At 68.1% G+C, this 12,932-nt stretch carries 9 protein-coding genes; 1 reads left to right on the top strand and 8 read right to left on the bottom strand.

What is annotated here, in order from left to right:
• Positions 1-48: 48 nt before the first annotated feature.
• From folC to R2K23_RS08070, 4 genes are all read right to left on the bottom strand, one after another.
• Positions 49-1,461, bottom strand: coding sequence for a bifunctional tetrahydrofolate synthase/dihydrofolate synthase (folC, locus tag R2K23_RS08085; protein ID WP_316515873.1), 1,413 nt, complete (start codon positions 1,459-1,461; stop codon positions 49-51).
• A complete protein-coding gene (locus R2K23_RS08080; RefSeq protein ID WP_316515871.1) occupies positions 1,454-4,123 on the bottom strand; it encodes a valine--tRNA ligase in 2,670 nt (889 codons plus the stop codon). Before R2K23_RS08080 ends, folC begins: the two co-directional genes overlap by 8 nt.
• Before the next feature lie 118 nt (positions 4,124-4,241).
• Positions 4,242-4,856, bottom strand: a complete 615-nt coding sequence (locus R2K23_RS08075) for a DUF937 domain-containing protein (RefSeq protein WP_316515869.1) — start codon at positions 4,854-4,856, stop codon at positions 4,242-4,244.
• Positions 4,857-4,951: 95 nt separating this feature from the next.
• A complete protein-coding gene (locus tag R2K23_RS08070) occupies positions 4,952-6,220 on the bottom strand; it encodes a saccharopine dehydrogenase family protein (protein ID WP_316515867.1) in 1,269 nt (422 codons plus the stop codon).
• Between the two features lie 93 nt (positions 6,221-6,313).
• Between R2K23_RS08070 and R2K23_RS08065 the strand changes: the two genes are divergently transcribed.
• The gene (locus tag R2K23_RS08065) at positions 6,314-7,489 is read left to right on the top strand and encodes an FAD-dependent monooxygenase (protein WP_316515865.1); all 1,176 of its coding nucleotides are present in this window, start codon (positions 6,314-6,316) and stop codon (positions 7,487-7,489) included.
• A gap of 70 nt (positions 7,490-7,559) precedes the next feature.
• On the opposite strand, the gene R2K23_RS08060 is transcribed toward R2K23_RS08065, so the two are convergent.
• From R2K23_RS08060 to R2K23_RS08045, 4 genes are all read right to left on the bottom strand, one after another.
• Entirely contained in the window at positions 7,560-7,856 is a 297-nt protein-coding gene (locus R2K23_RS08060; protein WP_396893558.1) for a transglycosylase family protein, read from the bottom strand.
• An 835-nt stretch (positions 7,857-8,691) separates the two neighbouring features.
• Positions 8,692-9,264: a molybdenum cofactor guanylyltransferase gene (mobA, locus tag R2K23_RS08055; RefSeq protein WP_316515862.1), complete on the bottom strand. Its 573-nt coding sequence runs from the start codon at positions 9,262-9,264 to the stop codon at positions 8,692-8,694.
• A gap of 105 nt (positions 9,265-9,369) precedes the next feature.
• Entirely contained in the window at positions 9,370-10,458 is a 1,089-nt protein-coding gene (locus tag R2K23_RS08050) for a 2-oxoacid:ferredoxin oxidoreductase subunit beta (protein WP_316515861.1), read from the bottom strand.
• On the bottom strand, positions 10,455-12,422 hold the full coding sequence (locus tag R2K23_RS08045) for a 2-oxoacid:acceptor oxidoreductase subunit alpha (RefSeq protein WP_396893253.1): 1,968 nt from the start codon (positions 12,420-12,422) through the stop codon (positions 10,455-10,457). Before R2K23_RS08045 ends, R2K23_RS08050 begins: the two co-directional genes overlap by 4 nt.
• Between the last annotated feature and the right edge of the window lie 510 nt (positions 12,423-12,932).

The raw sequence follows: 12,932 nt of genomic DNA, 5'->3' as shown, positions 1-12,932 counted from the left end.
GGAAGCTCTTCCACGGATCCGGTGCCTGCGGTGTCGGTGCCTGATCGGTCACTGCGGTTCCCTCCCGAACAATGTGCGCGCGGCGCCGGCGGTGACGACCGATCCGGTGATGACGATGCCGGTGCCGGACATCGCCGCGTCCGCGCCGGCGTCCTCGGCCACCGCCGTCGCGGTCTCGATGGCGTCGGGCAGCGTCGCGGCGACGATCACGCGCTCCGGGCCGAACCGTGCCTCGGCCCGCAGCGCCAGGTCCGCGACGTCCATCCCGCGCGGGGAGCCGTTGTGGGTGACCACGATCTGGTCGAACGCGGGCTCGAGCGCCGCGAGGATGCCGTCGACGTCCTTGTCCCCCATCACCGCGATGACACCCACCAGGTGCCGGAAGTCGAACTCCTCGGCCAGCGCGGCGGTCAGCGCCGACGCCCCCGCCGGGTTGTGCGCGGCGTCGATGAAAACCGTTGGGGCACTCCGCATCCGTTCCAATCGCCCCGGGCTGGCGACGGCGGCGAAGCCGGCCCGCACCGCGTCGACGTCGAGTTGACGGTCGGCGCCGGCGCCGAAGAACGCCTCCACCGCCGCCAGCGCAACCACGGCGTTGTGCGCCTGGTGCGCGCCGTGCAGCGGCAGAAAGACCTCGGGGTACACGCCACCGAGGCCTTGCAACTCCAGCAGTTGCCCGCCCACGGCCACCTGCCAGCTCAGCACCGCGAACTCGGAACCCTCGCGCGCCACCGCCGCGTCGGCTTCGATCGCCTGGGCCAGCAGCACCTCCATGACCTCGGGTTGCTGCTCGGCGATGACGGCGACGGTGTCGATTGGCACCAGGTCGTCCGGCTGGCGTTTGATCACGCCCGCCTTCTCCCTGGCGATTCCGGCGATGTCGGTGCCGAGGAACTCGGCGTGGTCGACCTCGATCGGGGTGAGGACCGCGACGGGGGCGTTGATCACATTGGTCGCGTCCCAGCGGCCACCCAGTCCCACCTCGACGACCGCGATGTCGACGGGAGCGTCGGCGAACGCCGCGAAGGCCATCGCCGTGAGCACCTCGAACTTGCTCATCGGCGGGCCGGGCTGGCCGAGGGCGCCGCCCTCGGACTGCTGGTCGACCAGCTGGATGAACGGCTCGAGCTCGCGGTAAGTGTCCACGTAAAGCGCTGGGCTGATGGGTTTTCCGTCGATTGCGATGCGCTCGACGGCCGACTGCAGGTGCGGACTGGTGGTGCGTCCGGTCCGGCGGTGCAGCGCGGTCAGCAGCGCGTCGATGATCCGCGCAACCGACGTCTTGCCGTTGGTGCCCGCCACGTGGATGCAGGGATAGGACAGTTGGGGCGAACCCAGCAGCTCCAACAACGCCGAGATGCGCGCGGTCGACGGCTCGATCTTGGTTTCCGGCCAGCGCTGGTCGAGCAGATGCTCGACCTGCAGCAGCGCGGCGACCTCGTCCGGTGTCGGGTCAGTCATGCGGCAACGAGTCCAGCCTGGAGCTGATGCGCTCGACTTCCTCGGTCGCCAAGCGCTGACGCTCGCGGATCTTCGCGACCACCGGCTCGGGTGCCTTGGCCAAGAACGCCTCGTTGCCCAACTTGGCTGTGGTGCCGCTCAATTCCTTCTGCGCGGCGGCCAGGTCCTTCTCCAGCCGGCGGCGTTCGGCCGCGACGTCGACCGTGCCGGAGGTGTCGACCTCGACCAGCACGGTGCCCCGGGTGAGACGCACCTCGATCGAGGCGGTCGGGGTGAAGCCGTCCTCGGCGACCGTCAGCCAGGCCAGCGCGTTGATCGCCGGCAGCTGCGACGCCACGTCGGCCGCGTCGATCCCGGACAGCCGCGCCGGCACCTTCTGCCGGTCGGCCAGGCCCTGGTCGCTGCGGAACCGGCGCACCTCGGTGACCAGCTTCTGCATGTCGGCAACCCGCGTGCTCGCCTGCGGATCCAGCGCGATCCCGCTCGGCTCCGGCCACGGCGCGATCACGATCGACTCGGCGCCGGTCAGCGCCTTCCACAGCGCCTCGGTGACGAACGGCATCACCGGGTGCAGCAGCTTGAGCAGACTGTCGAGCACGGTGGCCAACACCGCGGCGGTGTGCGTCTTGGCGGCCTCGTCCTGGATGCCGATCTGCACCTTCGCGAGTTCCACATACCAGTCACAGAATTCGTCCCAGGCGAAGTGGTACAACGACTCGCACGCCCGGCTGAATTCGTAGCTGTCGAACGCCGAATCCACCTCGGCGCGAACCTGTTCCAAGCGGCCCAGGATCCAGCGGTCGGCGTCGGTGAGCGCCTCGAGCGCCGGCAGGTCCGCCGGGGCCGCGCCGTTCATCAGTGCAAACCGGGTCGCGTTGAACACCTTGGTGGCGAAGTTCCGGGACGCCCGGGCGTGATCCTCGCCGATCGACAGGTCACCGCCGGGACTGGCGCCCCGGGCCAGCGTGAACCGCAGCGCGTCGGCGCCGAACAGCTCGACCCAGTCCAGCGGGTCGATGCCGTTGCCCTTCGACTTGCTCATCTTGCTGCCGAACTCGTCGCGAATCAGGCCGTGCAGGAACACATTCTGGAACGGCACCTGCGGACCGCGGGCGCCGTCGCCGGTGATGGCCGCGTCGTCGCCGACGAAGGTGCCGAACATCATCATCCGGGCGACCCAGAAGAACAAGATGTCGTAGCCGGTCACCAGCACCGTCGTGGGATAGAACTTCTCGAGTTCCGGGGTGCGGTCCGGCCAACCCATGGTCGAGAACGGCCACAGCGCCGAGGAGAACCAGGTGTCCAACACGTCGGGGTCCTGTTCCCAGCCCGCCGGCGGCGCCTCGTCGGGGCCGACGCACACCTTTTCCCCGTTCGGTCCGTGCCAGATCGGGATGCGGTGCCCCCACCACAGCTGACGGGAGATGCACCAGTCGTGCATGTCGTCGACCCAGCCGAACCAGCGCGGTTCCAGGCTCGGCGGGTGAATCACGGTGTCGCCGTTGCGCACCGCGTCGCCGGCGGCCTTGGCCAGCGACTCCACCTTGACCCACCACTGCAGGCTCAACCGCGGCTCGATCGGCTCGCCGCTGCGCTCGGAGTGACCCACGCTGTGCAGGTAGGGACGCTTCTCCTCGACGATGCGGCCCTGCGCGGCCAGCGCCTCCCGGATCGCCACCCGCGCCTCGAACCGGTCCATCCCGTCGAATTCGGTTCCGGTGTCGGCGATCCGGCCCTTGGTGTCCATCATCGTCGGCATCGGCAGGTTGTGCCGCAGTCCGATCTCGAAGTCGTTCGGGTCGTGCGCCGGGGTCACCTTGACCGCACCGGTGCCGAACTCGGGATCGACGTGCGAGTCGGCGACGATCACGATGTCGCGGTCCAGGAACGGGTGCGGGAGCGTGGTGCCGACCAGGGCGCGGTACCGCTCGTCGTCGGGATGCACCGCGATGGCGGTATCACCCAACATCGTTTCGACCCGGGTGGTGGCCACCACCAAGTGTGGTTCGTCGTCGGACATCGAGCCGTACCGGAACGACACCAGCTCACCCTCGACGTCGGAGTACTTGACCTCGAGGTCGCTGATGGCGGTCTGGAGCACCGGTGACCAGTTGACCAGGCGCTCGGCCTGGTAGATCAGGCCGGCGTCGTACAGGCGTTTGAAGATCGTGCGGACCGCCCGGGACAGCCCCTCGTCCATGGTGAAGCGGTCACGGCTCCAGTCGACGCCGTCGCCGATCCGGCGCATCTGATCGCCGATGGTGCCGCCCGACTCGCGCTTCCAGTCCCAGACCTTCTCGATGAACTGCTCGCGTCCCAGGTCTGCCTTGGTCTTGCCCTCGGCGGCGAGCTGTTTCTCGACGACGCTCTGGGTGGCGATGCCGGCGTGGTCCATGCCCGGCAGCCACAGCACCTCGAAGCCCTGCATCCGCTTGCGGCGGGTCAGGGCGTCCATCAGGGTGTGGTCGAGCGCGTGGCCCATGTGCAGGCTGCCGGTGACATTGGGTGGCGGCAGCACGATGGAGTAGGCCGGCTTCTCGCTGGCGGGGTCGGCCGTGAAGTAGCCGGCGTCCACCCAACCCTGGTACAGCTCTTGCTCTACGGCCTGCGGATCCCAGGACTTCGGAAGGGATTCGGCGCGGGTGTTGGGGGTGGCGGTCACCCATCGATTCTAGGTAGCACCGGAAACCGACGCGAAGGCCCCCGACCTCGACCGAGATCGGGGGCCTTCGGAGCCGGCCGCGTTCGCTACGGCGCGAGCGCTACCGGGTCACAGATCGTTACTTCTTGCCGCCGAGCAGCCCGCCGAGGATGTCGCCGATCGGGTTGCTGCCGCTGTTGCCACCGCCGAGCACGCTGCCCAGGATGCTGCCCAGCACGTTGTTGTTGCCGCCGCCACCGCCGCCGCCCGTCGCGGCGCCGAGGATGCTGCCCAGCACGTCACCGATGCCGCCGCCGCCCTGCTGGGCCGGGGCCGCCCCGGCGTTGTTGCCGGCGAACTGCTTGCCGATATAGGCCAGCACGATGGGCGCCAGGATCGGCAGCAACTGCTTGATCAGGTCGCCACCGGCGCCACCGGCACCGCCGCCGGCCAGCGCGGAGGCCACCGTGTCGCTGTTGTTGCCGCCGAAGATGTTGGCGACGATCTTGTCGCCGTCGTCCTCGTCCACGTCGTCGACGGTCACCCCGCCGTCGAGCAGGCCGGCATGCTGTTCGGCCGAGGAGGCGATCTTGCTGGCCACCTGCTCGTCGTTCTGGGCGTTCACGTGCAGGCCACCCACCAACGCCGGCACCAGCTGATGGATGGCGTTGTTCACCTCACTCTGGGGCGCGCCGAGCTTGTTCGCGATGTCTTGTACCGGGATCTGGGCGAACAGATCGTCGAGTCCGGCCATGCTTCACCTTCTGTCTATCTTTGCTGCCAAGTGGATGTGTTTTCGCCGATGACAATAGTCCAACCCATCTGGCCGCAGGGGTGATCGTGGCCGAATCAGCCCAGCCGCTCGGTGGTGAGGGTGACCCCCGCCGCGGGCAGTCTGGTCAGCAGCGCGTCGCCGGCCGCCGCGGCCGGGGTAAGCACACCACGCAGCGGCGATAGGGTGTCGCGGTCCAGGGCCAACGCCAGCCCGGTCTCCCCCAGCAGTACTGCGGTGGCCTTGTATCCGGGGTCGCCCTGCTGGGCGACCGTGGCCCGGTACCGGACTCCGGTTTCGGTGGTCGTATAGGTCTCGATGGTGTAATGGCCACGCTCGCGGGTTTGTTCGCTGGGGCCCTCGCCGGGCTTCGGTACCACGCGGTCGACCAGCTTGCGCGGAAGGAATTTGAAGAACCGGCTGCCCAGGCCCAGCGCCGCGGCGTTGGCGCCGGTGACCGCGGCCGCCGCCAGCGGCGCCAACGGCGAGCGGCCGACGCTCATCTGCTCGCCGTAGGCGAACTTCCGACCGTAGGCGTGGTCGAGTAATGCGTTGCTGCGCCGGACAATCCGACTGTTCGGCATGGCCATGGCGAACGCCGCGGTCCAATAGCCGCGCAGCTCCGGGGCGATCTCGGCGCCGCGCCGCCACCGCACGTCGGGCTGACCGCCAAGGTTCGGTTCGGCGCCGCGGTCGGGGCTCAGCGTGTAGGGGTCGTTGAGCTCGTCGCGCAGCTTCGGGTCTTTCGAGGCCGCCGTCATCAACTCCAGCATCGAGGCCATGGTGCCCCCGGACACCCCGCCCGCGAAGGTACGGACCACCAGGTTGGTGTCGCGCAGCGCGCCGGCGCCGTCGGCCTGGGCGCGTTTGTAGAGCGCGTACACGCTCATATCCGACGGGATGGAGTCGAAGCCGCAGGCATGCACGATGCGCGCGCCGGTGTCGATGGCCTGCTTGTGGTAGAGGTCCAGACTCTCGAGCACGAAGTTGGGTTCGCCGGTGAGGTCGGCGTAGTCGGTGCCGGCCGCCGCGCACGCCGCGACCAGCGGCAGACCGTACTTCGCGTACGGACCGACGGTGGTGATCACCACCCGGGTGCGCGCGGCCATCTCGTTGAGGGTCGAGGGCGAGGAGGCGTCGGCGGTCAGGATCTGCCAGTCCTGGGCGGCCGACCCCAGCGAGTCGCGGACCGCCAGCACCTTCTCCGGGGAGCGCCCGGCCAGCGCGATGCGCGCGCCGGTGCCCGCGCGGGACAGATACTCGGCGGTCAGCTTGCCCACGAACCCGGTCGCGCCGTACAGGACAATGTCGAAGTCGCGCTCGGACTCCCCTTGTTTTTCGGCCATGCCGCCAACCTACCGCCGCCACCTGGGCGGCCGACGGGGCCTTTTACCCCGGCGACCACAGATACGAGCCCCGGGTGGCATAGGTTCGATCCCGTGACGGGCAGCTCAGATGCGCAGCGCAAGTCGTTCCTGGTCATCGGAGCGGGCATCGCCGGCCTGGCCACCGCGGTGGCGCTGCAGCGGGGCGGTCACACGGTGCGCGTGCTCGAGGAACGCCAGGACACCGCGCTCGGGGCGGGCATCAGTATCTGGCCGAACGCGCTGGCCGCCCTCGACGAGATCGGGCTGGGCGACCCGGTGCGCGAGGCGGGCGGACGGATCACCGCCGGGGCGCTGCGCTGGCATGACGGCACCTGGTTGCGTCGCCCGTCGGCCCAGCGCATGATCACCGCTCTCGGTGAGCCGCTCGTGGTCATCCAGCGCCGCACGCTGCGCGACATCCTGGTCGGCGGGCTCGCCGAGGGAACCGTGTCCCATGGCGTGGCGGTCACCGCGGTGGAGCGAGCCGGGTCGGGCGCCGCGGTCCGCACGGCCGACGGGACCCGACTCTCGGCGGATGCCGTCATCGGCGCCGACGGCGTGAACTCGGTGGTGGCCCGCCACCTCAACGGTCCGATGGCCGCCCGCTACGTCGGATATACCGCCTGGCGCGGCGTCGCCGACGTCACGCTGGACCCGGACCTCGCCGGGGAGACCCTGGGCGCCGGGACGGAGGTCGGTCATGTGCCGCTGGGCTCGGACCGCACCTATTGGTTCGCCACCCAGCGGCTGCCCGAGGGGCACCGCTGCCCCGGCGGCGAGCTGGCCTACCTGCGGGCAAAGTTCGCGGGTTGGGCCGATCCGGTGCCCGCGGTCCTGGCCGCCACCGCCGAGGACGCGGTGTTACGCAACGACCTCTATGACCGCGCGCCCGCACGAACCTGGGCCGCGGGACCTGTGGTGCTGGTCGGCGACGCAGCCCACCCGATGCGGCCGCACCTGGGCCAGGGCGGCTGCCAGGGAGTAGAAGACGCCGCAATCCTGGCGCACCTGGTGGGCGACGGGCGTTCGGACCTCGCCGCCGCCTTCGCCCGGTATGCGGCGTTTCGCCGACCGCGGCTGCGGCGCCTGGTGTGGGAATCGAGGACGGTCGGCCGGGTGGTCAACCTGCGACCGGCGTTGCTGAGTGCCGCGGCCAGTCGCGCCACGGTCCTGGTCCCCGAGGCGGTGCTCACGCGGCATCTGGCCGGCATCGCGGCGGGCTCGGCGTTCCGACTGCCCCCGGGCTGACCCGCGCCGCCCGGAAACGCAGAATGCGCCGCGCACCCGAGGTGCCCGGCGCATTCTGCGTTCAGGTGTCTTAGCCGCGTCCGCCGCAGGTCGGCCACGCGCCGATGCCCTGGCTGCGCAGCGTGTTCTCCGCGACGCGGATCTGCTCGGCCTTGCTGGCAGTGTGCGGGGAGCCGGTGCCGCCGTTGGCGCGCCAGGTGCTCATCGAGAACTGCAGGCCACCGTAGTACCCGTTACCGGTGTTGATGGCCCAGTTACCGCCGGACTCGCAGGCCGCGATGGCATCCCAGTTCACGCTGTCCGCGCTGGCGGTTGCGGTGCCCAGGGCCAGCGGAGCGGCAACGAACGCTCCACCGATCACGGCCATGGTGAGCTTGTTCCGGAGGTTCTTCAAAGTACATTCCTTTCGCCACGCGCGCGCCGATGACCACGCCCCCTCGAGTTCGAGGTGGACGTGCGATTGCCTGTCGCCAGGCCAGCGATGGGTTGGGGCGTGCCGTCTCGGTCAGGCACGACAACAGGAGGTAGAGCACCCCACCGGACGACGGTCCGGCGGCCGACGAGGCCTCGCGGCCTCTCACAGTCCCATTCACACGCAGGGGTTCGTGGATTCAGTTTTTTCGATCCCTGTTCGGGTCCGAGTCGAACGTACGGACCCGATTCGCGTTAGTCACATCGCCGAAACGGGTATCTCGGTTAGATCACGGACAGATAACGACCGAACCTGAGAGAAATCTGTGCAGGTCACGTCGGGAATTTCAAACCGGCCCCCCGGGACGGGCGACGGTCGAATTTGTGAGGTTAATCACGCACATTTTGTGAGCCTGCACACGTAACGGATCGCTTACCAAAACGATTGCAGGACAGCCATTCTGATAACGGCGTGACTATTGTTAAGAATGGGACTCGCGCCCTACGCCCCGCGAGGCGGACCCGGCCGACCGAAATCCACCGAGACGCAACGGGGTCCCAATCGGGCAGATATCGAGACCGCCTAATAAATTCGGGGCTATCGACAAATTCGGATCTGCGAATTAGTGCATTCAAATCGTTCGCGGACTTGCGGTGCGAAATTCCGCCGGCGTGTCATCGCCGCCCCCGCCCGGTCGCCGACCGTGGGGCAGCACGCGTCGGCCGTGGGGGCAGCACGCGGCGGCCGCTGTCGGCTACCCGAAATCCACTGCGGGCCAGCGATATTGGGCTCACACCTGCGTGCGAAGATCCGCCGCCGAGTTGATGTTGGTCAGTTCCGGCGTCGGGTCCAGCACGATCCGCTGGGTGTGCACGGTATCGACGAGCGCACGCATGCTGCGCTCGCCCGCGGCGACCAAGGCGTCGATCCGCTCTGCGAGCGCGGTCCGATAGATGCCGGCCAGATAGTGGTCGCGCCCGTCCCACGGCAGCACCACGTCCGGGCCGACGTGGGCGGCGAGTTCATCGATGAGACCCGGTGTCATCAACGGCATGTCGACGGCACACACGAATGCGCGCTCGCGGCCGGCCTCGGCGGCCGCACGTAAACCCCGCCCGGTCGCCAACAGCGGTCCCACACCCCGGATCTCGTCACGCAGCACAGTGGCCGGTAACTCGGGAAGTCGTTGTCCGGGCGCCGCGATCACGAATACCGGCGCACAACGGGCACTCAGCGCGGCGACCACCAACTCCACCATCGTCTGGTCCCCGTCGGGCCCGGGGAAGAGCACCGTGGCCTTGTCCCGGCCCATCCGCCGCGACGCCCCACCGGCCAGGACGACACCGGCCAACGGGGAGGACATGCCAGACAGATTAGCCCGCCGTCACGGCCGAAAAAGACCTTTGGGCGCGAAATCTCGAGGATTTCGCGCCCAAAGGGTCGTTTCGGCGTCAGACGGCCAACGGCGTCAGACGGTCCAGGTGTCGCGACCGCGCAGCAGCGACTGCAGTGCGGCGGTGTCGTTCGGGATGGTCTCCCGCGCCGACGCCACCTGCGCCCGGGCCTGATCGTTGTAGGTCGGGCGGCTCACCTGACGGAAGATGCCCATCACGGTGTGCTCGAGGTTCTGGTCACTCAGCCGCGACAACGCGAACGAGTAGGCCGGATCCTGCAGCGTGGCGTCGTGCACGACGATGTCCTCGGCCGCCACATCGGCGGTCTTGGCCACGTCGAGCCCGAAACCGGAACGCACCACGCAGTATTCGCCGTCGGCCCCGAAGGTGATCGGTTCGCCCTGGGTGACCCGGATGACCCGCTCCTCGGCACCGTCCTTGCGCAGGACGTCGAACGAGCCGTCGTTGAAGATCGGGCAGTCCTGCAGGATCTCGACGATGGCGGCGCCCCGGTGCTCCGCGGCCCCGCGCAACACCGCGGTCAGTCCCGCGCGGTCGGAGTCCAGCGCTCGACCGACAAACGTGGCCTCGGCACCCAACGCCAGCGACACCGGGTTGAACGGCGTGTCCAGCGAACCCATCGGGGTCGACTTGGTGACCTTGCCGACCTCCGAGGTCGGCGAGTACTGCCCCTTGGTCAGGCCGTAGATCCGGTTGTTGAACAACAGGATCGTGATGTTCATGTTGCGACGCAGCGCGTGGATCAGGTGGTTGCCACCGATCGAGAGAGCGTCGCCGTCACCGGTGACCACCCACACCGACAGGTCATCGCGGGCCAGCGTCAAGCCGGTGGCGATGGTCGGCGCGCGACCGTGAATGGAGTGGAACCCGTAGGTCTCCAGGTAGTACGGGAAGCGGCTCGAGCAGCCGATTCCGCTGACGAACACCATGTTCTCGCGCTTCAGGCCGAGCTCCGGCAGGAAGTTGCGAATGGTGTTCAGGATGACGTAGTCGCCACAGCCGGGGCACCAGCGGACCTCCTGGTCACTGGTGAAGTCCTTGCCCTTCTGCGGCACGTCGGTGGTGGGCACCCCGCTGGTCTTGCTCGGACCGGGCGTGATGCCGAGGTCCACTCCGCTGATGCTTCCCATCAAGTCCGTCATACGTTCGCTCCTACGCCGGAATCCACCGTGACTGCCGCCACGCGCGCGAATTTGGCTTTGTCACTTTCCTTTTCGGCCAACGTGCCATCGAGGGCCGCGTCGATGATGCCCTCGACCTCGTCGGCCAGAAACGCCATTCCCTGCACCTTGGTCACCGACTGCACGTCGACCAGGTACTTGCCACGCAACAGCAACGCGAGCTGACCGAGGTTCATCTCGGGCAGCACAACCTTGGAGTAGCGCGCGAGCACGTCACCCAGGTTGGCGGGGAATGGATTGAGATAGCGCAGCTGTGCGTGGGCCACCTTGACGCCCTTGCGCCGCACCCGTCGGCAGGCCTCGCCGATCGGTCCGTACGAACTGCCCCAGCCCAGCAGCAGCAGCTCGGCGTCCCCGGTCGGGTCGTCGACCTCGAGGTCGGGCACCGTGATGCCTTCGATCTTCTGCTGCCGCAGCCGGACCATCAGGTCGTGGTTGGCAGGCTCGTACGAGATGTTGCCCGACCCGTTGGCCGACTCCAGCCCGCCGATGCGGTGCTCAAGTCCGGGGGTACCGGGCACGGCGAACTGCCGGGCCAGCGTGTCCGCGTCGCGGGCATACGGCTGGAACGGTTCGCCCTGCCGGGCGAAGGTGTGCTCGATCTTCTCGTAGCCGGCGATGTCCGGAATCCGCCACGGCTCCGAGCCGTTGGCGATCGCGCCGTCGGACAGCAACACCACCGGGGTGTGGTACTTGACCGCAATCCGGGCGGCCTCGATGGCCATGTCGAAGCAGTCGGACGGCGACCGCGGCGCCAGCACGGCCACCGGCGATTCGCCGTTGCGGCCGAACATCGCCTGCAGCAGGTCGGACTGTTCGGTCTTGGTCGGTAGACCCGTCGATGGTCCACCACGCTGCACGTCGACGATCACCAACGGCAGCTCGGTCATCACGGCCAGGCCCATGGCCTCGGACTTCAGCGAGATGCCGGGGCCGGAGGTGGTGGTCACGCCCAGCGATCCGCCGTAGGAGGCGCCGATGGCGGAGCCGATGCCCGCGATCTCGTCCTCGGCCTGGAAGGTCAGCACGTTGAAGTGCTTGTGCTTGGACAGCTCGTGGAGGATGTCCGAGGCCGGGGTGATCGGGTAGCTGCCCAGCATCACCTGCAGGTCGGCGAGGTGCCCGGCGGCAACCAGCCCGTAGGCCAGCGCGGTGTTACCCGAGATCTGCCGGTACTCGCCCGGGGGCAGCTTGGCGGGGGCGATCTCATAGGTGGTGCCGAACGCCTCGGTGGTCTCGCCGTAGTTCCAGCCGGCCTTCAGCGCCAGCACGTTGGCCTCGGCCACGTCGGGCTTGCGGGCGAACTTCTCCCGGATGAACGTCTCGCTGGTCTCGATCGGACGGCCGTACATCCACGACAACAGCCCGAGCGCGAACATGTTCTTGGCGCGCTGGCCGTCCTTCTTGGTGGCGCCGATCTCCTCGACCGCGCCCAGCGTCAGCGTCGTCATCGGGACGGCCTGCACCACGTAGTCGGACAGGTCGTCGTTCTCCAGCGGGTTCGCGTCGTAGCCGACCTTGGCCAGGTTCCGCTTGGTGAACTCGTCGGAGTTGGCGATGACGAGGCCGCCGCGCGGCAGGTCCCCGATGTTGGCTTTGAGCGCCGCGGGGTTCATCGCAACGAGCACGTCGGGGCGGTCGCCCGCGGTCAGGATGTCGAAGTCGGCGATCTGGATCTGGAAGGACGAGACGCCGGGGAGCGTGCCCTGCGGCGCGCGGATCTCCGCCGGGTAGTTGGGCTGCGTCGCGAGGTCGTTGCCGAACAACGCGGCCTCGGAGGTGAACCGGTCTCCGGTGAGCTGCATGCCGTCGCCAGAGTCACCGGCGAACCGGATGACGACCTTTTCCAGTTTCTGCCTTGGGTGTGTCGCCGAACCGTTGACGCTCGGAGTCCCGTCGACCGGAGTGCTGCCGCTTGGACCCACGTCTCCGCCTTTCCTCTGCACTGTCTGCGTTGCTGCGTTGGCTTTTGATCTGTTTTTCTGGGGGCTTGATCTTGTTGGATCTAGACCTACGTACGTGTCTACATGCGCCTATGTGTGCTTGTATGACCCTGGACTCGGCTGTGTCCGGGGGTCTCCCGAGCATCGCCTCCCGAATGCGGGCGCGTCGTTATAACCGACGATCCGCAATTTGGTGTCACTGGTAGTCACGATTATTGCACTTCTCTTAGGTGAGCCGAGACGGTGGGGTGTGCCGACACGCCGCCACTGAGCACCAGAACGCGCAGTTCAGGGCCTTGGGTCGACGTAATCCACGTCATGTTTGTGGTTTTCCTCACTTTCGCCACCGGCCAAACTCTAAGAACCTGGGAATACCCGCGAGTAACTTCGCCCAACCCCTGCTGAGCGATCGCTCAGCATTACAGTATCACCTCGGAATGTTGTATGGGCCACGATGAGCCCGGACACCGGTGGAGAAACGACGAGGCTGCG

Origin of the sequence: Mycolicibacterium sp. MU0050 (assembly GCF_963378085.1) — a bacterium.
GTDB lineage: Bacteria > Actinomycetota > Actinomycetes > Mycobacteriales > Mycobacteriaceae > Mycobacterium > Mycobacterium wendilense.
The sequence above is the reverse complement of the archived record's forward strand: the minus strand, read 5'-3'. Positions and strand labels throughout refer to the sequence as shown.

Bases quoted from the DNA above. Each gene is read 5' to 3' on its own strand.
- folC (WP_316515873.1), bottom strand. From the start codon at position 1,461: ATGACTGACCCGACACCGGACGAGGTCGCCGCGCTGCTGCAGGTCGAG.
- R2K23_RS08075 (WP_316515869.1), bottom strand. From the start codon at position 4,856: ATGGCCGGACTCGACGATCTGTTCGCCCAGATCCCGGTACAAGACATC.
- R2K23_RS08070 (WP_316515867.1), bottom strand. From the start codon at position 6,220: ATGGCCGAAAAACAAGGGGAGTCCGAGCGCGACTTCGACATTGTCCTG.
- R2K23_RS08060 (WP_396893558.1), bottom strand. From the start codon at position 7,856: ATGGCCGTGATCGGTGGAGCGTTCGTTGCCGCTCCGCTGGCCCTGGGC.
- mobA (WP_316515862.1), bottom strand. From the start codon at position 9,264: ATGTCCTCCCCGTTGGCCGGTGTCGTCCTGGCCGGTGGGGCGTCGCGG.
- R2K23_RS08050 (WP_316515861.1), bottom strand. From the start codon at position 10,458: ATGACGGACTTGATGGGAAGCATCAGCGGAGTGGACCTCGGCATCACG.